Origin of the sequence: Salibacterium qingdaonense (assembly GCF_900114715.1) — a bacterium.
Taxonomy (GTDB): Bacteria; Bacillota; Bacilli; order Bacillales; family Marinococcaceae; genus Salibacterium; species Salibacterium qingdaonense.
In genome coordinates, this window is sequence record NZ_FOTY01000003.1 from 148,418 (window position 1) to 170,119 (window position 21,702).

General features: G+C 47.8%; 24 protein-coding genes. 22 read left to right on the forward strand and 2 right to left on the reverse strand.

The window, feature by feature from the left end:
• The first annotated feature begins 6 nt into the window (after positions 1-6).
• From floA to BM058_RS04135, 22 genes are all read left to right on the forward strand, one after another.
• Positions 7-1,020 (forward strand): flotillin-like protein FloA, encoded by a 1,014-nt coding sequence (gene floA, locus BM058_RS04030; protein WP_090925733.1) that lies wholly within the window; start codon positions 7-9, stop codon positions 1,018-1,020.
• A 36-nt stretch (positions 1,021-1,056) separates the two neighbouring features.
• Complete coding sequence (locus BM058_RS04035) at positions 1,057-1,584, forward strand: hypothetical protein (RefSeq protein ID WP_090925734.1); 528 nt, start codon at positions 1,057-1,059, stop codon at positions 1,582-1,584.
• A 1,194-nt stretch (positions 1,585-2,778) separates the two neighbouring features.
• Positions 2,779-3,075: a sporulation protein YqfC gene (yqfC, locus tag BM058_RS04040; RefSeq protein ID WP_090925735.1), complete on the forward strand. Its 297-nt coding sequence runs from the start codon at positions 2,779-2,781 to the stop codon at positions 3,073-3,075.
• Positions 3,068-4,243, forward strand: coding sequence for a sporulation protein YqfD (gene yqfD / locus BM058_RS04045; protein ID WP_090925736.1), 1,176 nt, complete (start codon positions 3,068-3,070; stop codon positions 4,241-4,243). Before yqfC ends, yqfD begins: the two co-directional genes overlap by 8 nt.
• Before the next feature lie 5 nt (positions 4,244-4,248).
• Positions 4,249-5,271: a PhoH family protein gene (locus BM058_RS04050; protein WP_090925737.1), complete on the forward strand. Its 1,023-nt coding sequence runs from the start codon at positions 4,249-4,251 to the stop codon at positions 5,269-5,271.
• A complete protein-coding gene (gene ybeY, locus BM058_RS04055; protein ID WP_090925738.1) occupies positions 5,268-5,729 on the forward strand; it encodes an rRNA maturation RNase YbeY in 462 nt (153 codons plus the stop codon). Before BM058_RS04050 ends, ybeY begins: the two co-directional genes overlap by 4 nt.
• Positions 5,713-6,102: a diacylglycerol kinase family protein gene (locus BM058_RS04060; RefSeq protein ID WP_090925739.1), complete on the forward strand. Its 390-nt coding sequence runs from the start codon at positions 5,713-5,715 to the stop codon at positions 6,100-6,102. Before ybeY ends, BM058_RS04060 begins: the two co-directional genes overlap by 17 nt.
• Positions 6,103-6,121: 19 nt before the next feature.
• On the forward strand, positions 6,122-6,523 hold the full coding sequence (locus BM058_RS04065) for a cytidine deaminase (protein ID WP_090925740.1): 402 nt from the start codon (positions 6,122-6,124) through the stop codon (positions 6,521-6,523).
• Positions 6,516-7,418, forward strand: coding sequence for a GTPase Era (gene era / locus BM058_RS04070; RefSeq protein ID WP_090925741.1), 903 nt, complete (start codon positions 6,516-6,518; stop codon positions 7,416-7,418). The genes BM058_RS04065 and era overlap by 8 nt, the downstream gene beginning before the upstream one ends.
• 95 nt (positions 7,419-7,513) lie before the next feature.
• Entirely contained in the window at positions 7,514-7,648 is a 135-nt protein-coding gene (locus tag BM058_RS04075) for a YqzL family protein (protein ID WP_090925742.1), read from the forward strand.
• Between the two features lie 15 nt (positions 7,649-7,663).
• Complete coding sequence (recO, locus tag BM058_RS04080; RefSeq protein WP_090925743.1) at positions 7,664-8,407, forward strand: DNA repair protein RecO; 744 nt, start codon at positions 7,664-7,666, stop codon at positions 8,405-8,407.
• 294 nt (positions 8,408-8,701) lie between these two features.
• Complete coding sequence (gene glyQ / locus BM058_RS04085) at positions 8,702-9,589, forward strand: glycine--tRNA ligase subunit alpha (protein ID WP_090925744.1); 888 nt, start codon at positions 8,702-8,704, stop codon at positions 9,587-9,589.
• The gene (gene glyS, locus BM058_RS04090) at positions 9,582-11,666 is read left to right on the forward strand and encodes a glycine--tRNA ligase subunit beta (protein ID WP_090925745.1); all 2,085 of its coding nucleotides are present in this window, start codon (positions 9,582-9,584) and stop codon (positions 11,664-11,666) included. Before glyQ ends, glyS begins: the two co-directional genes overlap by 8 nt.
• Positions 11,667-11,814: 148 nt before the next feature.
• Positions 11,815-12,456 carry a helix-turn-helix transcriptional regulator gene (locus BM058_RS04095; RefSeq protein ID WP_090925746.1) on the forward strand — a complete coding sequence of 214 codons (642 nt, stop codon included), beginning with the start codon at positions 11,815-11,817 and terminating at the stop codon, positions 12,454-12,456.
• Positions 12,457-12,484: 28 nt separating this feature from the next.
• The gene (locus tag BM058_RS04100) at positions 12,485-13,303 is read left to right on the forward strand and encodes a pyruvate, water dikinase regulatory protein (protein ID WP_090925747.1); all 819 of its coding nucleotides are present in this window, start codon (positions 12,485-12,487) and stop codon (positions 13,301-13,303) included.
• Positions 13,304-13,387: 84 nt separating this feature from the next.
• Positions 13,388-13,849 (forward strand): DUF188 domain-containing protein, encoded by a 462-nt coding sequence (locus tag BM058_RS04105; protein ID WP_090925748.1) that lies wholly within the window; start codon positions 13,388-13,390, stop codon positions 13,847-13,849.
• Positions 13,850-13,928: 79 nt separating this feature from the next.
• Positions 13,929-15,755 (forward strand): DNA primase, encoded by a 1,827-nt coding sequence (gene dnaG, locus BM058_RS04110; RefSeq protein ID WP_090925749.1) that lies wholly within the window; start codon positions 13,929-13,931, stop codon positions 15,753-15,755.
• Between the two features lie 131 nt (positions 15,756-15,886).
• The gene (rpoD, locus tag BM058_RS04115; protein ID WP_026700327.1) at positions 15,887-17,005 is read left to right on the forward strand and encodes an RNA polymerase sigma factor RpoD; all 1,119 of its coding nucleotides are present in this window, start codon (positions 15,887-15,889) and stop codon (positions 17,003-17,005) included.
• A 107-nt stretch (positions 17,006-17,112) separates the two neighbouring features.
• The gene (locus BM058_RS04120) at positions 17,113-17,667 is read left to right on the forward strand and encodes a hypothetical protein (RefSeq protein WP_090925750.1); all 555 of its coding nucleotides are present in this window, start codon (positions 17,113-17,115) and stop codon (positions 17,665-17,667) included.
• Between the two features lie 146 nt (positions 17,668-17,813).
• On the forward strand, positions 17,814-18,170 hold the full coding sequence (locus BM058_RS04125) for a c-type cytochrome (RefSeq protein ID WP_090925751.1): 357 nt from the start codon (positions 17,814-17,816) through the stop codon (positions 18,168-18,170).
• A 59-nt stretch (positions 18,171-18,229) separates the two neighbouring features.
• Positions 18,230-18,961, forward strand: coding sequence for a tRNA (adenine(22)-N(1))-methyltransferase (locus BM058_RS04130; protein ID WP_090925752.1), 732 nt, complete (start codon positions 18,230-18,232; stop codon positions 18,959-18,961).
• Positions 18,948-20,066: a Nif3-like dinuclear metal center hexameric protein gene (locus BM058_RS04135; protein WP_090925753.1), complete on the forward strand. Its 1,119-nt coding sequence runs from the start codon at positions 18,948-18,950 to the stop codon at positions 20,064-20,066. Before BM058_RS04130 ends, BM058_RS04135 begins: the two co-directional genes overlap by 14 nt.
• Positions 20,067-20,113: 47 nt before the next feature.
• Here BM058_RS04135 and BM058_RS04140 read toward each other — a convergent pair whose 3' ends face one another.
• On the reverse strand, positions 20,114-21,061 hold the full coding sequence (locus BM058_RS04140; RefSeq protein WP_090925754.1) for a 4-hydroxy-3-methylbut-2-enyl diphosphate reductase: 948 nt from the start codon (positions 21,059-21,061) through the stop codon (positions 20,114-20,116).
• A gap of 148 nt (positions 21,062-21,209) precedes the next feature.
• Positions 21,210-21,602, reverse strand: coding sequence for a VrrA/YqfQ family protein (vrrA, locus tag BM058_RS04145; RefSeq protein WP_177195422.1), 393 nt, complete (start codon positions 21,600-21,602; stop codon positions 21,210-21,212).
• Between the last annotated feature and the right edge of the window lie 100 nt (positions 21,603-21,702).

A 21,702-nucleotide genomic window follows, 5' to 3' on the forward strand; every position in this document is an offset into this window, starting at 1 on the left:
TCTTCCATGGATCCGTCCGTGAATTTGACATTAATTATTGTACTGGTGCTTGCCTTTATTCTTCTGGCTCTCTTGTTTACGTTTGTGCCGATAGCGCTTTGGATTTCCGCGCTCGCAGCGGGAGTTAAAATCGGTATTTTCCAGCTGGTTGGTATGAGGCTCCGCCGTGTTATTCCAAAAAGAGTGGTCAATCCGTTGATCAAAGCGGAAAAAGCCGGTCTCCAAATTGAACTGAATAAACTGGAAGGGCATTATCTTGCCGGTGGTAACGTGGACCGGGTTGTCAATGCTCTGATTGCCGCCCAGCGGGCCAACATTGAATTAACATTTGAACGCTGTGCCGCCATTGATCTGGCCGGCCGTGATGTACTGGAAGCCGTACAGATGAGTGTCAACCCGAAAGTAATTGAAACACCGTTTATTGCCGGTGTTGCGATGGATGGTATTGAAGTGAAGGCGAAAGCAAGAATCACCGTCCGTGCAAACATTGACCGTCTTGTAGGTGGTGCCGGTGAAGATACGGTAATTGCCCGTGTCGGGGAAGGTATTGTATCGACGATTGGTTCTTCCAAAGACCATAAAGCGGTTCTGGAGAATCCGGATTTGATCTCCCAGACTGTCCTGAAAAAAGGCCTGGACTCCGGGACAGCTTTTGAAATCCTCTCCATCGATATTGCCGACATTGATATCGGCAAAAACATCGGTGCAGGCCTTCAGACGGATCAAGCCGAGGCGGATAAAAATATCGCCCAGGCGAAAGCTGAAGAACGCCGTGCGATGGCAGTAGCCCACGAGCAGGAGATGAAAGCCCGCGTTGAAGAAATGCGCGCCAAGGTTACCGAAGCAGAAGCTGAAGTACCAATGGCTATGGCTGAAGCATTCAAGGCCGGCAATCTCGGGGTGATGGATTATATGAACTATCAGAATGTCAACGCGGATACAGATATGAGAGGAGCCATCGGCAGGGAAACCAAAGGAAACGATGACGATGGCAGCAGTCAGACGGACAATCCATTGTAAAAATTCCAAGGCAGTAAGAAAGAAAGGGTGGTCCCTTTGGAAGCCTTGATTGAACTGATTTTCGACAACTTTTTGATATTGGGCTTGATTGCCGGCGGTCTGATTTCCCTGTTCGGGCGCGTCTTTTCCGGAAATGAGGAGTCAGGGGAAGAAGCCGGGCCGACACAGCAGAACCAAACCGGACAGGAAGCTCAAAAGGAAAACCAGCCGCAGTCCGCCGGCAGAAGACCGACCAGTCCTGTGCCGGAGGCAGAATCCGACCCTGCAGCAGCGGGGTCTCCTTCCAACCCGGAAAGCGGGTATGAACAGCAGATGGAAGAGCTTCGCAAAAAGCAGGAAAGGGCCCGCGAGCTCACGAGTGAAGCACTCCGTTCTCCAGGGGGTTCTTCGGCTCCTGAAGGTTCCGGTGAAAACCGGGGGACGGCGGCTGCAGGTATTGCACCCATAACCCCTGCAAATGCAAAGCAGGGGATACTGTGGGCGGAAATATTAGGTCCTCCCGTTTCCAAAAGAAGCAGACAGTACGGGACTTCTCACAGAGGAAGCCGCAGCCGTATGCAGTAAAATACTGAATCAAGCACGAGTCTGGGACAAAACCTAAATCAGATAAAGAATGCCGAACGATTTTTTAAATCGTTCGGCATTCTTTATTTTGGAGAGGTACCGCTGCGCCAACATACTTCGCTTTTACTCCAGAGCACAAGGGCGGCATCGGTTCGCTGGGGCTCACCGTGTCTTCTTTGCATCCGGCCGTTTCAGGACCCGTTGGCCGGCATTGAAACAACACCTGAACGGATCCGGCCGTACGGACGCAGAAAATGCGGGCGTTTGTTTGCTGTGTTCAGGTTTGGGGGACCGACATTCGTTGCAAATGGGTTCTAAGGCACTTTAGGGGGAAAAGGACCCTCTAAAACGTCGTTGGGCACATCGCCGAAGGCACTTTATAGTACCCGGCGCGTCCATAAACGTCACTATGAATGATTTCGAAGGCACTTTAGGTGGTTTGGTGCCCCGGTAAACGTCATTAGGAACGAATCGAGACGGCGTGCAGCGGAAAATGAACGGGTCGACGCAGCAAAGAGCCCGCGTCATGGAAGGAAAAGGGAGAGAAATAGTTCCGAAGGCACTTTAGGTGGAAAAGGATCCTCTAAAACGTCGTTGGGCACATCGCCGAAGGCACTTTATAGTACCCGGCGCGTCCACAAACGTCACTATAAATGATTCCGAAGGCACTTTAGATGGTTTGGTGCCCCGGTAAACGTCATTAGGAACGAATCGAGACGGCGTGCAGCGGAAAAATGAACGGGTCGACGCAGCAAAGAGTCCGCGTCATGGCAGGAAAAGGGAGAGAAATAGTCCCGAAGGCACTTTAGGTGGAAAAGGACCCCCTGAAACGTCGTTGGGCATAACACCTGAGGCACTTTATAGTATCCGGCGCGTCCATAAACGTCACTATGAATGATTCCGAAGGCACTTTAGATGGTTCCGCGCCCCGGTAAACGTCATTAGCCTGTGGAAGTACGACACGTGCGGGCGCTGACCTGACCGCACATCCTGCGGGGACCCGCGACTCGTGCAGTTCATTTGGAGCAGGAGTCCAAGCATGTTGGCTCCGCTGCTGGACAATGGTTGAACAACGCCGCCGGACATTCGTGTTTTTCCTCCGCCTATTTTATTTTTGTCCCAGGCTCTTTTTTTTGTGCAGTAAGGGGGATACATCCTGAAAAACGTCATAGGATGTGAATAGGGGTGTAAGAGATGCTGGAACAGTGGAAAAGCTGGCTGACGAGAAAATTAACGGTGCCGGAAGATGTGATTATAGATACGCCCCGGTTGACCATGGTTGGTCAGCATCATTTACTTGTAGAGAACCATCACGGTGTCCGGAGCTTTTTTGAAGACAGAATCGAACTTCACGTACTGGATAAAGAGCTGATTATAAAGGGTGAACAATTTATTATAAAGAAAATATATCCGGAAGAACTGCTTATCGAAGGGATTATTGAGGAGATAGCGTATAAAGACAGCAGAAAGGAGGGAGGAATAAATGGGTGAACATAAGGGCTGGCGCAGCGTACGGATCCGGGTAGCCGGTGAACGGGTGGAAGACGCTGTGAACGAGTGTATCCGCTGTTCTTTGGTCCTTGCAGATATCAAAAGAATAGACAGCCGCTGTGTAGAATTTTCTACGACGTCAAGTAGTCTATCAATGTTGGAGAAACTGGTAAATAACGTTGGATGTGACATGGAAGTGGCGTCTCCTTCAAAAGCAGATAGGATGAAAACGGTGGTTTCACGTCGTGTGGGAATGGCTGCCGGCCTGGGAATTTTTGTGTTGACCCTTTTTCTACTTTCGAAAATGATTTGGAACGTTGATATTCAAGGAGCTTCCCCTCCTCTGGAAAAAGAGCTTGAGAAACATCTGGAGGAGATGGGAGTGAAACCCGGTGGATTTCAGTTTCTTGTTCCGGATGTGGATACGCTTCAAACAATGCTGATGGAAGAAGTCGAGGGAACGACCTGGATCGGCCTGCATCAACATGGGACAAGCTTTGAATTTGAAGTTGCCGAACAGTCACTGCCGGACGAAACAGACAATCCATCTCCAAGACATCTGACGGCTTCCAAAACAGCTGTGATTCAACGGATTTTTGCCGAGAAAGGAAAGCCCGTTGTTCAGAAAAATGAGCTTGTGCATGAAGGTGACCTTCTCATCTCAGGCTACATAGGAGAAGGAGAAGAAACCGAAGCAGTCGGAGCTGCTGGTGAAGTGTGGGGTGAGACATGGTATAAAGTAACCGTCTCCCTTCCCCGGGAAAGACTGCAGGAAACGTTGACAGGGAAAGAGGCTTCAACATTCAGACTTCAAGCCTTTCAATTGAATTTCCCGATCTGGGGATTTCAAGCGGATGGACAATTTACCGATCATGTTCTAAATCAAAAAGAGTATCGTCTTTCTGCATGGAATCGAAGCTTCCCCTTTTCCTTTCATATCGAAAAATATAAGGAGCGCCGCACGACAAGCCAAAACACTAAAGATATCATCTCTCAAACAAAAAAAGCAGCAAACACAAAAATGAACCACTATCTGCCTGAAGATGCCAGAATTATGTCGGAAAAAATTTTGCACGAGGACGCCCGTAATGGTAAAGTTAAACTAGTTATGCACTATAAAGTGCTGGAAGATATCAAATCGGAAACACCGATCATCCAAGGAGAATGAGAAGATTGGCAGAAAAGCATGTCATTGAACTGGAAGTGCAGGATACGAATGAAATGCAGGATTTATTCGGTCCTCATGATATACACTTGAAGCGGATCGAAGAAAAGCTGGATGTTTCCATTACGACCCGCGGCGAATCACTGGTTGTTACCGGGGATAAAGAAGCCGCAGAGTTAATAGAACAGGTGCTGGATTGCCTGGTGCGTCTTTTGCGCAACGGTATCAAGCTTTCAGAACGAGACGTTATTTATGCGGTTCAGCTTGCCGGGGAAGATAAACTGGATCAGCTGGAAGATCTTTATCAGGAAACGATTGCGGTCAACGTAAAAGGAAAGCCGATTGTTGTAAAAACGCTCGGGCAGAAGGAGTATGTCGACACGATCCGGAAGAAAGATCTGATTTTTGGAATTGGTCCTGCGGGAACAGGGAAGACATACCTCGCTGTTGTTATGGCGGTAAATGCCCTGAAAGAAGGCGGTGTAAAAAAAATCGTTTTAACACGGCCGGCGGTGGAAGCCGGTGAGAGCCTCGGCTTTCTTCCAGGGGATTTAAAGGAGAAGGTGGACCCTTACCTGCGTCCACTCTATGATGCTCTGCATGATATATTCGGAGTGGAGCACACAGCCCGTCTAATGGAGCGGGGGACCATTGAAGTAGCTCCGCTTGCCTATATGAGAGGGAGAACTTTGGAGGACTCCTTTGTCATTCTTGATGAAGCGCAGAACACGACCAGAGAACAGATTAAAATGTTTCTGACAAGGCTCGGTTTTGGATCCAAGATGGTTGTGAACGGCGACCTGACCCAGGTGGACCTTCCAAAAGGGCAGCAGTCCGGATTAAGAACCGCTGTCCACATTCTCAATCATCTTAAAAACATCGGGTTTATATACCTGCAGCCAAGTGATGTAGTGCGGCACACGATTGTCCAGCAGATCCTCGATGCCTATGAAGAGGCGGAATCCCCGCGCAGCACCGGGAACCGGGGAGAACGCCCCGGCACGACGAGCGCTCAGGAGGGAAATAAATGAGTATGGTTGTAGACTTAATTGATGAAACCGAATCAGTATCCGATGAACTTCGAAGTCTTCTGACAGACGTTCTGATACAGGCTGCCTCAGTTGAAGGTGTACCGGATCAGGCGGAACTTTCTGTGACCGTGACGGACAATGAAACGATACAAGAGATAAACAGTCAGTACCGGGGGATGGACAAACCGACGGATGTCATTTCGTTTGCCTTGAATGAAGGGGAGGAAACCCCTCTGCAGACGGACATGCCGGAACTGCTCGGTGATATTATCATCAGTATGGAAAAAGCAGAAGAGCAGGCTGAGGCATACGGGCATAGTCTGAAAAGGGAGATTGCATTTCTTGCGGTGCACGGACTGCTTCATCTTCTCGGTTACACGCATGAGGAACCGGAACAGGAACGGATGATGTTCGGCCGTCAGGAATCGATACTGCGTGACTATGGACTTGAAAGATAGAAAACAGACAAGGCAGCGGCTCTTCCGGTCTTTCCGCTGTGCCTGGGCGGGGTTGACACTGGTTGTTTGGCATGAACAGAATATGAAGTTCCACCTTCTGGCTGCAGCAGCGGCTGTCATCTGCGGGTTTGTTTTTTCCATCCCGCTTTTTCACTGGATGATACTTGCCCTGGTCATAGGAGGAATGCTCGCCCTTGAGGTCATGAACACAGCAGTGGAGCGGGTGGTCGATATGATTACAGAAGACTATCACCCCGCCGCAGAAAAAGCGAAAGACATTGCCGCGGCGGCTGTTTTAGTTTACAGTGCTGCAGCCGCGATTATTGGGATTCTTATTTTCTATGGGCCGGTTATGAGCCGGTTATTTCCATAAATGAAGGAGTGATACAGACATGTTAGATCAGGAACTTATCGAGAAAGCAGCAGCAGCGAGGGACAAAGCATACGTTCCATATTCCAAATTCGGGGTTGGTGCTGCTGTATCCACAGAGAATAGTCAGGTATTTACAGGATGCAATATAGAGAATGCTTCTTATGGTCTGACCAACTGCGCCGAACGGACAGCTGTTTTTAAAGCAGTAAGCTTCGGTGAAAAAAATATCAATGAAATCGCTGTTACTGCAGATACACCGGGACCGGTCGCTCCGTGTGGTGCGTGCAGGCAGGTTCTCTCCGAATTTCTGCGTCCGGATGCCCGGGTTATTCTTGCAAACCTTAAAGGGGATATTAACGTCACAACGATGGCTGCATTGCTTCCGGGAGCTTTTGAAGCAGAGGATATGAACAATGAGTGAAGGATTTAAGTCGGGCTTTGCTGCCATTATCGGCAGACCGAATGCAGGAAAATCAACCCTTTTAAATTATGTTCTCGGCGAGAAAATTGCAATCATGAGTGAAAAGCCGCAGACAACGAGAAATCGTATTCAGGGTGTGTACACAAGTGCTGAGGCCCAGGTTATATTTATTGATACGCCGGGTATTCACAAGCCCAAACACAGGCTTGGTGATTTTATGGTTCAGTCCGCTGTCCAGACCCTTCAGGATGTAGATCTTATTTTGTTTATTATTGATGCAAATGACCGGTTCGGGCCGGGTGAATCGTATATTCTCGAACAGCTGAAAAACGTTTCCACTCCTGTTTTTCTCGTCATTAACAAGATTGATCAGCTTCATCCGGACAAGCTGCTGGAAAAGATTGATGGATATCGGCATCGTGCGGACTTTTCGGAAGTTGTACCAATTTCAGCACTGCAGGGAAACAACGTGGACACGTTAATTGAGCAGATTACCGGGTATCTTGAAGAGGGTCCGCAGTATTATCCGGAGGACCAGCTTACCGATCACCCCGAACGATTTGTTGTAAGTGAACTGGTGCGGGAAAAAGTTCTTCATCTCACAGAAGACGAGGTCCCCCATTCCATTGCTGTTTACATCGAAGATATGAAAGAGCGGGAAGAAGGAGCGGTTTATATCGCTGCGGTCATTGTTGTGGAACGATCTTCGCAAAAAGGCATCATTATAGGCAAACAGGGCAGCATGCTGAAAGAAATAGGGAAACGCGCGAGAGTGGATATTGAATCCCTGCTCGGCTCAAAAGTGCATATCGATCTCTGGGTTAAAGTACAGAAAGACTGGCGGAACAGCCGTTTTCAGCTTAATGAATATGGATACTCGGAAGAGGAATACTGATTAGGCAAATATTACAGGGCATGTTCCTGAGGGAGGCCTGACATCCTAATTACAAGCAGTCTATACGACGATCCGTGAAAGAGAGGGTGTCTGCCATGCTTGAAAAGGACCTGCTTCCCTGGGACTTGTTTTATATGACAGGAAACATTGACGCTTATCTGCTGACAAAAGAAATCGAACAGAATACCCTGGACAACAAAGAAGAAAGTACCAGGGAGGAGCTGGAATAACAGGGAAGGTAAGCCATGCTTGAAAAAGCGGAAGGAATTGTACTGCGCACGTTTGCGTACGGGGAAACGAACAGCATACTCAAGCTTTTCACGAGAGAAGCCGGAAAAATATCGGTTATGGCACGCGGCGCGAAAAAACCTAAAAGCAAATTGGCAGCGGTCGCGCAGCCATTTGTGAATGCCTATTTTTTGTACTACAGATCAACTGGTATGAAAACATTGAACCAGGGAGATACCATCGACTCGTTCCGGACAATACGATATGATATTGTACGGACTGCGTATGCATCCTATATCGTGGAACTGCTTGATAAGCTGACAGAAGAACAGGAAAAAAATCCATTTTTATTTGAACTGGTACTGCAGCTTTTGCAGCGGATGAACGATGAAGATGACGCAGAAGTGCTCGTCCGTATTTTCGAAATGAAAATGACGGCACAAGCGGGCATCAAACCGGTGTTGGAAGAGTGTACTCATTGTGGCAGCAAAGAAGGGACGTTTCATTTTTCCGTCAAAGAAGCAGGGTTTCTGTGCCACCGCTGTTTTCACGTGGATGAACGCAGAATTGCCATACAGCCGAAAACAGTGCAGCTTCTGCGAACATTTTTTCATCTTGATATCGGTCGTTTCGGCGATATTTCTCTTAGTCAGAAGACAAAAGACGAACTCAGGCTTGTGCTGGATTCCTATTACCAGGAATACACCGGCCTTCAATTGAAATCGAAACGGTTTCTTGAGCAGATGGAAAGATGGGAATGAACGATCTGCCGTACTTGACAAAAGGATGATACGTTCAGTATGATGCTTATACATGATTGATAGTGCGTAGAAGGAAAGTAGTAATGATCCTCTGATTCCAAAAGCGAGCGCAGGACGGTGGGAGCTGCGTGAATGATGATGATGAAGGCGTTCCGGAGCATACGATATTTTTAAAGCGGCCTGCCGGCAGAAGGCAGGCAAATAGGGTGGAACCGCGGATCATTCAGACCCGTCCCTATATACCCGCCTGGTATATAGGGACGGGTCTTTTTAGTGAATAAAGGAGGCTGGCTTATGAATGTACAGGACATGATTTTAAAGCTCCAGAATTTCTGGGCGGAACAGAACTGCTTGATTATGCAGGCATATGACGTCGAAAAAGGGGCAGGCACGATGAACCCGATGACTTTTTTGCGGAGTATCGGACCAGAGCCCTGGAATACAGCGTATGTGGAACCTTCGAGACGACCAGCGGACGGAAGGTACGGGGAGAATCCGAACCGTCTGTACCAGCATCACCAGTTTCAGGTGATTATGAAACCGTCCCCGCTTGATATTCAGGATATCTATCTGCGCAGTCTGGAAGAACTCGGCATTAATCCGAGAGAACACGACATCCGTTTTGTGGAAGACAACTGGGAAGCTCCGACCTTGAGTGCATGGGGCCTGGGCTGGGAAGTATGGCTCGATGGGATGGAAATCACCCAGTTTACATATTTCCAGCAGGTCGGCGGCATTGATTCGGATCCGGTAGCCGTTGAAATAACGTACGGCATTGAACGAATTGCCTCTTACATTCAGGACAAGGAAAACGTATTTGATCTGACCTGGGTCGACGGCTTTACGTACGGTGATGTCTTTTTGCAGCCGGAGTATGAACATTCCCGCTACACGTTTGATGTTGCGGATCACGACATGCTCTTTAAGGAATTTGCCGTTTACGAAAAAGAAGCACAGCGCGCGCTGGAGGAGAAACTTGTGTTTCCGGCCTATGACTACGTGCTGAAATGTTCGCACGTTTTTAATCTGCTTGATGCCGGAGGAGCAATATCGGTAACAGAACGAACCGGATATATTGCCAGAGTACGAAACCTGGCCCGTAAATGTGCGTCTGCCTATTATGAAGAACGGGAAAAGCTCGGCTTCCCGTTGTTAAAAGAGGAGGAATCCCGTCATGAGTAATCAGCATTTTCTGCTTGAAATCGGAATGGAAGAAATGCCGGCCCGTTTTGTGACAGATGCAATGCAGCAGCTGCAGCAGAAAGTTGGTCAGTGGTTGACAGAAAACCGCCTCGCTTTTGATTCCATTGATGCTTTTTCCACCCCGCGCCGTCTTGCTGTAAGAGTCAATCATCTGGCTGGTATGCAGGAAGATGTAATGGAAGAAGCAAAAGGTCCGGCCCGTCAGATTGCTGTTGACGAAGATGGGAACTGGACAAAAGCAGCAGCCGGCTTTGCCCGCGGCCAGGGCGCTGAATTGAAAGATCTTTATTTTCAGGATGTAAAAGGCAGTGAGTACGTCTTCGTACGCAAAGAAGAAAAAGGAAGGGCAGCTGCTGAAATACTGGAAGGAATTGGCGAAGTCATCACGAGCTTGACATTCCCCAAGAATATGCGGTGGAGTACGTATGACCTCCGATTTGTCCGTCCTATCCACTGGCTGACCGCTTTGTTTGGCAGCGAAGTTATTCCGTTTACGATTACCGATGTGGACAGCGGAAGACGATCCTACGGCCACCGTGTACTCGGCGGAGCAGCAGATATCCCTGATGCCGGATCTTATGAACAGACACTGCTTGAGCAGTATGTAATGGTCGATCCGGAAAAGCGGAGAGAAACGATACGCCGGCAGATTCATGATATGGCAGACAAACAAAGCTGGCATATTCTCATTACCGAAGATCTGCTGGAAGAAGTGAATAACCTGGTGGAATACCCGACGGCACTTTATGGAAAGTTTGAGGAACGTTTTCTGGAACTTCCGGAAGAAGTACTTATTACTTCCATGAGGGAGCATCAGCGTTATTTTCCGGTGGAAGACAAAAATGGGAAACTTCTCCCTTACTTTGTTACTATACGTAACGGAAATGCCGAACACTTGGAAAATGTTCAAAAAGGGAATGAAAAAGTGATTCGTGCCAGATTATCGGATGCCGTATTTTTCTATGAAGAAGACCAGAAACTTACACCGGACAATGCAACGGCGAAACTCGATTCGATTGTCTTTCATGAAGATCTTGGAACCATCGGCGACAAAGTCCAAAGAGTCCGGGATCTTGCTTCTTCCTATGGAACCCTGTTTCAGCTCAATGAAAAAATGACAGCTGATACGACACGGGCAGCCGCCATTTCCAAGTTTGATCTTGTCACGTTGATGGTGGATGAGTTTACCGAACTGCAGGGGCTCATGGGAGAAAAATATGCGCTGTTGGCAGGGGAAAATCCAGAGACGGCTCAAGCTGTCCGCGAACACTATAAACCAAAACACGCTTCCGATGACGTACCCGCCTCCGATCCGGGAGCAGTGCTCGGTTTGGCTGAAAAAATGGACACAATAGCCGTCTGTTTCGGTATCGGATTAATTCCAACCGGCTCCCAGGATCCGCACGGTCTGCGGAGACAGGCAGCCGGAGCAGCCCGGATTTTAATGGAACATAACGTGGCCGTACCGCTTGAAACATTTGTCCATCAGGCAGTGCGTGAAGCGGAAATAGCAGGACTGCTTCAGCAGCCCGCCCGCACAGTGGAAGAAGAGATCCTGTCCTTTTTCCGTTTAAGACTGAAAACGCTGCTCAGTGAACAGGGGATTCGTCATGATATCGCTGATGCCGTTCTTGAAAATCCCGGAAGCCAGGTGCGCGAAATAACCGGGAAGGCAGCTTTTCTGCAGTCCGTCTCAGAAGATGAATCATTTAAAGATATGGTCGAAGCATTAAGCCGGGTGACCAACATCGCCCGAAAAGCCGAAGACAACCTTTCTGCTGTGAATAAAGATCTGCTGCAGGCAGACGAAGAAGTACAACTTTACCAAGCCGCTCAAACACTGGAAAAAGAACTCCCGAATGCACTTGAAACGGCCGATATCCAGACTGCCTATAAATACCTGGAAACACTGAAGCCATTCATTCATTCCTACTTTGAGCACGTGATGGTAATGGCTGATGATGAAGCATTAAAGAACAACCGCCTGGCTATGATGAAGCATCTATCCTCTGAAATCAGCCGCTTTGCTGATTTCAGGCAGATTGTATTTTCTTGATTATTTTATATGTGACTCGTATTATGTCAGCCAAGACTAAATAGTATGCACAGAGATGAAACCTCTACATGGTCATCTTCCGCGCATTAGGATATAATGGAGGAAAGAATCAGACCGCTGCAGGAAAAGAAGCGGCCTTAAGGCGGTGATGATAATCGAACTGTCGGACCGGCAGGAATATATTCTGAATATCGTAAAAGAAAACGGACCAATCACCGGGGAACACATTGCGGATAAGTTATCGTTAACCCGTGCCACCCTTCGTCCGGATCTTGCCATATTAACGATGGCCGGATTTCTGGATGCACGGCCCCGGGTGGGCTATTTCTTTACCGGTAAAACAGGGTCCCAGCTTTTGACGGAAAAAGTGAAAAAACTGACGGTTCAAGATTACCAGTCGATTCCAGTCGTCGTTAATGAATCTCATTCTGTGTATGATGCGGTCTGCACGATGTTTCTGGAAGATGTCGGTACTCTGTTTGTCGTCAATAATCAAGCTGGTCTTGTAGGTGTACTTTCCCGCAAGGACCTGCTCAGAGCAAGTATTGGAAAACAGGAACTGGAAGCAATGCCCGTGAGCATTATCATGACCAGAATGCCCAATATCGCAGTATGTAAAAAAGACGACCTCCTTATTGAAGTAGCCAACAAGCTGATTGAAAAACAGATTGATGCCCTTCCGGTGGTGAAAGAAACAGAAAACCACCAGTATGAAGTCATAGGCAGAGTCACGAAAACCAATATGACCAAAGTGCTTGTCGATCTTTCTCATGACCGGATGGATGGATAGAATAATTTTGACGGCAAGGAGGATGGGGATGGAATCAAATACCGGAGAGCGTCCGATTGTATACGTCGTCTCTGATTCTGTCGGGGAGACCGCGGAATTGGTTGTGAAAGCGGCAGCCAGCCAGTTCGGAGAACGCGGCATGGAAATCCGCAGAATTCCTTATGTAGAAGATGAAGGTACCATTGAGGAAGTTATAGAGCTTGCCAGAGAAGTACGGGCTATGATAGCCTACACACTTGTTATTCCGGAAAAAAATGATTATCTTTTAAGACGGGCGGGAGAAGAAGGAGTAGAAACGGTTGATATCATCGGGCCGATGCTCGAAAAAATGACGACTGTCTCCGGTATGAATCCCAAATACGAGCCCGGGCTTGTTTACCGATTGGACGAAGACTATTTCCGGAAAGTAGAAGCAATAGAGTTTGCGGTGAAATACGATGACGGCCGTGACCCCGGTGGTATTCTGCGGGCAGATATTGTACTGGTGGGTGTTTCAAGAACGTCCAAGACACCGTTATCCCAGTATCTAGCCCATAAACGACTCAAGGTTGCCAACGTACCGCTTGTTCCGGAGGTGGAACCGCCGGAGGAATTGTTCAGAATTTCCTCGAAAAAGTGTATTGGATTGACGATCAGTCCGGAAAAGCTGAATGATATAAGAATGGAACGGCTGAAATCTCTGGGATTAAAAGCAGAAGCTAATTATGCCAAACGGGAGCGGATTGAACAGGAATTGGCTCATTCCCGGAGAGTGATGGAACAGATCGGCTGCACGGTTATCGATGTATCCAGTAAAGCAGTGGAAGAAACAGCGAATTTAATCGCGAATATGTTTCAGAAAAGCTGAGTCCCGGGAGAAAATTGTAATATCCCTTTGATAAAAATCGAAATTTATTAAAACAGGAAGCAGGATTTTGTTTAGGACTGTCGAATGAGAAAGGGTGGATTGTTAATAGCTATTTACACAGACGCCGATGCCTGTCCTGTTAAACAGGAAATTGATTCATTTGCCTTCGAGAATGAGATTCCATCCTATTTTGTATTCAGCCTGGCCCATGTTTCGAACAGGTCGTACCATTCCACTCCGGTCGTTCTCGATAATGAACCGGAAGCGGTTGATGTCTACATCCATAATCATGCTTCCCGCGGCGATATTATCATCACCGGAGACAATGGTCTGGCTGCTATGATGCTGCAGAAAGGAGCAGTTCCCGTTTCCCCGCGTGGGATGATATTTCGCGGGAAGGATATGGATGCCCTCCTGATCGGCCGGTATGAAGGAATAAAGGCTAAACAGAAAAAAACCAGAATAAAGGGACCTCCTCCCCTCACAAAAACGGACCGTCTTAGATTCGTACAGGCTCTAAAAGAGCTTTGCGGGGAGCAGAAATAATCAACTTACAAAGGGAAGCTTTCATCAACTGGTGGTTTTACGGAGGCTTGCACCGGTAAATAAAGCGGGGGATGAAGTTTTGGCAGGTCTTATACCGGAAGAAACAATTACCGAAGTTCAACAGTCCCTTGATATTGTTGATGTTGTCAGTGAACATCTTCAGCTGAAAAAGCAGGGAAAGCATTATATCGGCTTATGTCCGTTTCACGGGGAAAAAACACCGTCTTTTTCCGTTTCACCCGACAAACAGCTGTACCACTGCTTCGGGTGCGGGGCCGGTGGAAACGCGATAACGTTTGTGATGGAAATGGAAGGCCTTTCCTTCGCGGAGACGGTGAAGACCCTGGCTGATAAAAATGGGATTGCTGTTCCGGATGCTGCGTATGCTTCATCCGGTCCAGGAGAAACTGGTGAATCCATATCGCGTAGTGAAGGGCATGAACTGGCGGCCAGGTTTTATCATCATGTGTTAATGAATACCGAACAGGGTAAACAAGCATATGACTACCTTGAAGCACGGGGGATTACGGCAGAGTTAATGGAACGTTTCCAGCTTGGATTTTCCCCTGATCAGCCCGAAGTATTAAAAGGTCTGCTTGATAAACGTGGTTTTGATCTAGAGCAGATGGAGGAGCAGGGCCTTCTTTACCGGCAGGAATCCTCCGGGGAACTGCGGGACAGATTCCGCAACCGGATAATGTTTCCCATTCGTGATTTACGAGGACGGACAGTTGGTTTCGGCGGTAGAACACTCGGTGGAGCGGAACCGAAATATCTGAACAGCCCGGATTCGGCACTATTTCATAAAAATGAACTATTGTATGGGTTTGACGTGGCAAGGAAGGCTGTGCGCAGAGAGAATACCGCTGTACTGTTTGAAGGATATTCTGATGTTATCGCTGCGAACAAGGCAGGTGTTGATAACGGGCTGGCATCGCTTGGAACTTCTTTGACTGACAGACAGGCTCAAATCATCCGCCGTAATACCGAACGTATTATTATCTGCTACGATGGAGATAATGCCGGGCAGGAAGCGGCCTGGAGAGCGGGTGAAGTTCTTGAAAAACAGGGGTTAAACGTGGAGGCGGCAATGCTTCCCGCCCAGACAGACCCCGATGACTATATCCAAATGCATGGAATGGACCGTTTTCAAAAAGAAATTATCGAAACCGCTCTCCCTTTTATGAGCTTTAAAATCCAGGCTTTAAAGAAAGATAAAAATCTTCAGGATGAAGGAGATAAACTCCGTTATATCGAAGAAGTTTTAAAAGAAATGACTGCTCTTTCCCGGGCGGTCGAGCGTGACTTTTATCTAAGACAGCTGGCTGATGAATTCTCGCTCTCTCTGGATGCACTGAAACAGGAACAATACCGGATTTATAAAGACAAGGGCGTAAAAAGGCACCCTGCTCCAACTGAAGAAGATCAGGAAAAAGAAGAGAAACGCCGGGGATTTGACCATTACTCCGGAGCGAGACTTCATCCTGCACATCATAACGCGGAGCGGTATCTTCTGGCTCACATGATGCGCGACCGGGATGCCTGCATGGAAGTACAGGAAAAACTCGGCGGCGATTTTAATCTGGATCATCATGCTGCTCTTGCCGCTCATCTTTATGCCTACTACGGAGAGGGACACCAGGCCGAAACCGGATCTTTTATTAATCACCTCAGTGATCCGGAACTGATAAAGGAAGCATCGGAGATCGCAATGCTTGACATTACAGAACACATGTCGGAAAATGAATTAGCTGACTATGTGGACAAGATTAAAAACTATCCAAAATGGGTAGAAATAGAACAAATACACCAAAAATTAAAAGAAGCAGAACGAAATCAGGATGTTGAACTGGCTGCTAAACTCGGAAATGAAATGATTAACATGAAAAAAGCCTTGAAAAAATAAACTCCTTAGAGTACGATAGGGAGTTATTTTGAATTTTTTCCGGCGAATTGCTGAGAATAAATACGGTATAGTTTCCGGACAGAAGTTCAAAAGCGAAACAGCGGTTTGAAGATTGGAAGGAGGGATCGAGAATGGCTGAAAAACCAACGCGCCCGCTCGCGGAAGGTGAAATGTCGATCGATCAAGTGAAAGAACAGTTACTCGAAACCGGTAAAAAACGGGGAGTTCTCTCGTATGCTGAAATAACAGAAAAACTGGCGCCGTATGACCAGGATTCAGAGCAGATGGACGAGTTTTTTGAATACCTCGGAGAACAAGGAATCGATCTGCTTAATGAAGGGGAAGAAGTCCCCAGTATGGAACAGGTGGAAAAAGAAGAAGAAGAGCTCGATTTAAATGATCTCAGCGTACCCCCGGGTATTAAAATTAATGATCCTGTCCGTATGTATTTGAAAGAAATCGGCCGGGTCCCTCTTCTTTCCGCACAGGAAGAAATCACGTACGCCAAACAGATTGAAGAAGGCGATGATGAAGCGAAACGCCGCCTTGCTGAAGCGAACCTCCGTCTCGTTGTCTCCATTGCCAAGCGTTACGTCGGCCGCGGCATGCTCTTTCTTGACCTTATTCAGGAAGGAAATATGGGGCTTATTAAAGCCGTTGAAAAGTTTGATTACGACAAAGGGTTTAAATTCAGTACGTATGCGACGTGGTGGATACGCCAGGCTATTACCAGGGCTATTGCCGATCAGGCGAGAACCATTCGTATCCCCGTTCATATGGTGGAAACAATCAATAAACTAATCAGAGTCCAGCGCCAGCTCCTTCAGGACCTTGGACGCGAGCCCACACCGGAAGAAGTTTCCAAAGAAATGGATTTGACTCCGGATAAGGTACGGGAGATTCTAAAAATCGCGCAGGAACCTGTATCCCTTGAAACACCGATTGGCGAAGAAGATGATTCCCACCTCGGAGACTTCATTGAGGATCAGGAAGCAACAGCACCATCAGACGCGGCAGCGTATGAACTGCTCAAAGAACAGCTTGAAGATGTGCTGGATACGTTGACAGATAGAGAAGAAAACGTACTTCGGCTCCGCTTCGGTCTGGATGACGGAAGAACCCGAACACTGGAAGAAGTTGGGAAAGTTTTCGGTGTCACAAGAGAGCGGATCCGTCAAATCGAGGCCAAAGCACTCCGCAAACTGCGTCATCCAAGCAGAAGCAAACGTCTCAAAGACTTTCTCGATTAAATGGAAACAGCACGATTGCCTCTCCATCCGCCAAGGGGCAATCTTTTCCTGTTTCAGGAAGAATACGGCGTGTGGGAACTTCTGCGTCCGGACAGAGGGGAATTCGCATGGATGAATACAGAAGAGATATTTTAATAAAAGAAATAAAATACTGGAAGGCGAATCAACTGCTGCCGGATGATTACTGCAATTTTCTGCTGATGCTTTATTCAGAAGGGGAAGAGGCTGAAGCGATAAGCGGTGAATCCCCGCCTTTTTCCGCCTCCCGCCCCCCGCAAAAGCGGTTTATTGTTATGCTTTGTTTGGCTGTGGCGGCAGTGGTTTTAACATTTATTGTTATCCATTTTACTTCTTTTTCCCTTCTATTGCAAACGCTCTCGCATCTGGTGCTTGCTGCCTTTGTCTTTGGTATGGCTGTGTATGCCCGGAAACAGGATGGTATGCTGTTCCACCTTCTTATCTCAGCAGGTGCTGTTATTTTTTTTACGGGCAGTACAACAAGCGTGATGCGTTTTGAAGAAAGCAATGTGCTTCTTTATGTGACGATTCTTTTAAACTGCTCCATTTGGTTTGCTGCCGGTTATTACCGGAAGCTTCCCTATCTTTTATGGGCGGGGGGAGCAGGTGTGCTTCTCACCAGCCTGTTTATTTTTATTTTGTAAACACCGGGGATAAGAGAACACAGTGTGACAAAAACTATAAAAGTGCGCGTAGAGACTTTTCTTGGCAGGAATAATAAAGTAAAATGAAAAGGAATGCATACTTGTAAGAGTACAGTATATGTACATAGGCTAAAGGGGGAAAGGTTATGAAAGGAAAGCCTCTCATTCCGTTTTTTCTAATCGCGGTTGCTGGTCTTGTTCTGACAGTGGGGCTGTCCCTTGTTGGTGTCAATCAGCAGGCAAATGAAGGAGAAGAGGAATCGCAGTTGGATCCGGTTGCACGCGGGGAGCAGGTCGTGAACGAAAACTGCATCAGCTGTCACGGCGAAAACCTGGAGGGTGGCAGCGGCCCTAATATTTCAAACGTTGGAAATGACATGTCGGCTGAAGAAATAGCTGACATTGCACAAAACGGCGTCGGGGACATGCCTCCTGGTGTAGTTTCATCGGCGGAAGACGCGCAGGCGGTAGCCGAATATTTGCTTTCGCTGTCTGAAGAATAAAGAAGGAGGAGGACAACTCCTCCTTCTTTTGCCATGTAAAGAGAGGAATCCATGAAATCATGAACCATGATAATGTAACGAAAAGACTGCGGGCTGTGGCCGGACATATACGGAAAGGTTCTGTAATTGCTGATATTGGAACGGATCACGGTGCCATTCCTATTTTCGCTGTCAAACACAATGCGGCCGCTTCTGCAGTAGCTGCCGATGTGAATGAGGGGCCGCTTGCTGCTGCCCGTGCCAACATAATAGAAGAGGGGCTGGAGAACCGGATACAGGTACGCTCTGGAAACGGTCTTCACGCCCTGCACAAAGAGGATGACGTGGATACGATTGTCATATCCGGTATGGGAGGGATATTAATCTCAACCATATTAGAAGAGGGCAGTATGCTGCTGAGCGGTGTGGAACACCTTATTCTTCAGCCGAATGTAGGTGCTGGGGAAATCCGCCGGTGGTTACGCGCAAATGGATGGAAACTTGAATCCGAGGAAATCATCGAAGAAAACACCCGTATCTACGAAATTCTGACCGCTGTTCCGGGTGAACCTGATATTCCCTACAGCGATGCACCCTTTGTGCAGGAAACGGAGCTGTTATTCGGCCCTTTCTTAATGAAGGAACACAATGATACTTTTATAAAGAAATGGACGAGGGAAAAAGAAGAATGGGAACGAGTGCTGCGACAGCTGAAAAAGGCGGAACAGCCGGAGCAGGTGGAAGATAAAAAGCAGGAACTCAGAAGAAAAATCCGAATGGCAGAGGAGGTCCTTCCCCATGAAACCAGCTGACGGACGAACGATTATAGAAGCTTTTGAAACGTGGGCTCCGCGCTCTCTTGCAGTGGAAAAAGATAACGTCGGCTTAATGGTCGGTACGTTGAACAAGCCGGTGCACCGGGTTCTTACCACCCTGGACGTCTCCATGGAAGTAGTAGAGGAAGCGGTGGAAAAAGACATAGACTTAATTATAGCCCACCATCCTTTGATTTTTAAACCGCTGGCATCACTTGAAACGTCCGGCAAAAAAGGATCCATTATTGAGAAATGCATCAAGCACGATATCGCCGTGTACGCTGCCCACACGAACCTTGATATCGCAGACGGCGGGGTTAATGATATGCTCACTGAGGCTCTTGGCCTGGGAGAAACAGAAGTGCTCGTTCCCACGACAGAAATCCCTTTGAAAAAAATAACTGCTTTTGTGCCGGAAGGACATGTGGAAACTGTCCGTTCTGCTCTTGGAGATGCAGGAGCCGGACACATTGGGGATTACAGCCACTGTACATTTGCAGCAGATGGAACAGGCACCTTCATTCCGGGAGACAATACTGATCCGTATCTTGGCACCCGCGGGAAAATGGAGTTTGCAGCAGAAACACGAATGGAGACCGTTGTGCCGGAGACACTGCTGCCAGAAGTCACGAAAGCTCTGGAGAATGCTCATCCGTATGAGGAGCCGGCATATGATGTATACCCACTCGATATGGAAGGAGAGATAAAGGGGCTTGGCAGAACCGGTTATCTTCCCGAACCTCTTTCCTACGAATCGTTTATCCAGCTTGTAAAATCAACTTTCGGAGTAAAGCATGTCCGCACAGCCGGTACAGAACCAAAGGAAGTACGAAAAGTGGCAGTGTTGGGAGGAGACGGCAATAAGTTCTGGAGTCATGCTCTTCACAGCGGTGCGGATGTGTATATCACCGGTGATCTTTACTTTCATACCGCGCAGGATGCGGCTATGGAGGGACTGAACACCATAGATCCGGGACACCATATCGAACAGATTATGAAAGAAGGAGTCAAACGTAAAATGGAAACCCTGATCGACGTCTCCGCATGTGATCTCACATTTTACGCCTCCACCATCTCCACGGAACCATTTACATTCCGTTGAAAAAGGAAAAAGACCGGCTCTGAACAAAGAGAGCCGGTCTTTTTACATTATTTTGCTTTGGTTTTTACTTTCGGAAGGATTCTTGATGTTTCTACTTTATTTTCGGTATTCCATGTGGATGGGTCGTTTTCGTCGTACTGCTTCAGAAAATCGATGACTTCTTTGGTGATCGGGGTCGGCGTGGATGCGCCGGCGGTCACAGCGATTGTCTCGATTCCCTGCAGCCATGCGAGATTAAGCTCGGTAATATCGGCAATCCGTCGGGCCGGTGTTCCTGCGTTACTCTCGGAAACCTGGGCAAGCCGGTTCGAGTTATTACTTTTAGGATCGCCGACAACAAGCATCAGATCAGCATCTCCGGCCTGTTCCGAGACAGCTTCCTGGCGCACCTGGGTGGCCTTGCAGATTTCATTGTTAATTTCAGCGGTTGGAAAACGTTCCAGCGCTGCGTTCATGATATCAGATACATCCCACTGGCTCATGGTCGTCTGATTGGTGATGGTGATATTTTCAGTCGGAATCTCAAGTTCCTCGATATCTTCCTTGGTTTCCACCAGATGAACGATATCAGGACCCATGCCTACTGCACCTTCCGGCTCGGGATGACCCTTTTTCCCAATGTAGATGACATGATAGCCCGCATCTCTATTGCTGGTTATTAATTCATGGGTGCGGGTTACATCCGGGCAGGTTGCGTCCACGGTGGTAAGTCCTTTTTCTTCTGCGAGTTCGCGGACTTCCGGGGAGACGCCGTGAGCAGTGAAAATGACGGTGCCTTTTTCCACCTCTCTCAGTATTTCAAGACGGTTGGGCCCGTCCAGAGAGATGATACCTTCCTCATCAAACGCTTCGGTCACATGTGTATTATGAACGATCATTCCCAGAATATAAATGGGGCGCGGCAGATCTACACTTTGGGCAGCTTGTTTTGCGATAACCATTGCATCCACTACACCGTAGCAGTATCCCCTCGGGGCGACCTTAATTACTTCCATAACAGCCTCCTCTGAAACTGATTCTATTTCATCCATATTTTCAATCTTTGTTAACATACTCCATACCACATCATCATTGCATGGGTACACTGTCATCATTATACTATCTATCAAGTTGAATGTAAAAGAGGAGGCAGTTCCGGATTTGTTACACATAAAGTTTCGGAGGAGGAGTCATTTCTTTTTCCTCTTCTTCCTCTCTACCCCGGTCGTGATCTAATTCGTAAGGGAATTCTGATGTTTTTGACGGTGCTGGTGATCCGGTGGAAGCAGGTGCTGCAGACAACATTTTTAGAAAGAAAGGAAGCTGCTTTACGAGTGGGTAATACTGCTTAATATACGGTGCAGCTGTCTGCGCAAGACGAAGCGCCTGCTGAACCCGTGGCAGAAGAGTCTCCAGTGCCGGCATTGTTTGCGTGAACTGCCGGGGCACAGCACTCGGAGCTCCTCCGGCATATGGATAACGATGCGGAGGAGGTGGAGGAGCAGGCGGGTGGTGCGTTAACGGTGCATGTGAATACTCATGAAAAAAATCTGGCATACTGTTCATCCTTTCTATTATTGAACGGAAAGCTGCGGCTGTGTTTTTGCCCTGTTTATGATAAAATATGAAGGCACAAAGACAGTTGTGCAAAAGAAGA

Excerpts from the sequence above, each read along its gene's own strand:
- floA (WP_090925733.1), top strand. The coding sequence starts at position 7 with ATGGATCCGTCCGTGAATTTGACATTAATTATTGTACTGGTGCTTGCC.
- yqfC (WP_090925735.1), top strand. The coding sequence starts at position 2,779 with ATGCTGGAACAGTGGAAAAGCTGGCTGACGAGAAAATTAACGGTGCCG.
- yqfD (WP_090925736.1), top strand. The coding sequence starts at position 3,068 with ATGGGTGAACATAAGGGCTGGCGCAGCGTACGGATCCGGGTAGCCGGT.
- ybeY (WP_090925738.1), top strand. The coding sequence starts at position 5,268 with ATGAGTATGGTTGTAGACTTAATTGATGAAACCGAATCAGTATCCGAT.
- BM058_RS04060 (WP_090925739.1), top strand. The coding sequence starts at position 5,713 with ATGGACTTGAAAGATAGAAAACAGACAAGGCAGCGGCTCTTCCGGTCT.
- BM058_RS04065 (WP_090925740.1), top strand. The coding sequence starts at position 6,122 with ATGTTAGATCAGGAACTTATCGAGAAAGCAGCAGCAGCGAGGGACAAA.
- era (WP_090925741.1), top strand. The coding sequence starts at position 6,516 with ATGAGTGAAGGATTTAAGTCGGGCTTTGCTGCCATTATCGGCAGACCG.
- BM058_RS04075 (WP_090925742.1), top strand. The coding sequence starts at position 7,514 with ATGCTTGAAAAGGACCTGCTTCCCTGGGACTTGTTTTATATGACAGGA.
- recO (WP_090925743.1), top strand. The coding sequence starts at position 7,664 with ATGCTTGAAAAAGCGGAAGGAATTGTACTGCGCACGTTTGCGTACGGG.
- glyQ (WP_090925744.1), top strand. The coding sequence starts at position 8,702 with ATGAATGTACAGGACATGATTTTAAAGCTCCAGAATTTCTGGGCGGAA.
- glyS (WP_090925745.1), top strand. The coding sequence starts at position 9,582 with ATGAGTAATCAGCATTTTCTGCTTGAAATCGGAATGGAAGAAATGCCG.
- BM058_RS04095 (WP_090925746.1), top strand. The coding sequence starts at position 11,815 with ATGATAATCGAACTGTCGGACCGGCAGGAATATATTCTGAATATCGTA.
- BM058_RS04100 (WP_090925747.1), top strand. The coding sequence starts at position 12,485 with ATGGAATCAAATACCGGAGAGCGTCCGATTGTATACGTCGTCTCTGAT.
- BM058_RS04105 (WP_090925748.1), top strand. The coding sequence starts at position 13,388 with ATGAGAAAGGGTGGATTGTTAATAGCTATTTACACAGACGCCGATGCC.
- rpoD (WP_026700327.1), top strand. The coding sequence starts at position 15,887 with ATGGCTGAAAAACCAACGCGCCCGCTCGCGGAAGGTGAAATGTCGATC.
- BM058_RS04120 (WP_090925750.1), top strand. The coding sequence starts at position 17,113 with ATGGATGAATACAGAAGAGATATTTTAATAAAAGAAATAAAATACTGG.
- BM058_RS04125 (WP_090925751.1), top strand. The coding sequence starts at position 17,814 with ATGAAAGGAAAGCCTCTCATTCCGTTTTTTCTAATCGCGGTTGCTGGT.
- BM058_RS04130 (WP_090925752.1), top strand. The coding sequence starts at position 18,230 with ATGAACCATGATAATGTAACGAAAAGACTGCGGGCTGTGGCCGGACAT.
- BM058_RS04135 (WP_090925753.1), top strand. The coding sequence starts at position 18,948 with ATGAAACCAGCTGACGGACGAACGATTATAGAAGCTTTTGAAACGTGG.
- BM058_RS04140 (WP_090925754.1), bottom strand. The coding sequence starts at position 21,061 with ATGGAAGTAATTAAGGTCGCCCCGAGGGGATACTGCTACGGTGTAGTG.
- vrrA (WP_177195422.1), bottom strand. The coding sequence starts at position 21,602 with ATGCCAGATTTTTTTCATGAGTATTCACATGCACCGTTAACGCACCAC.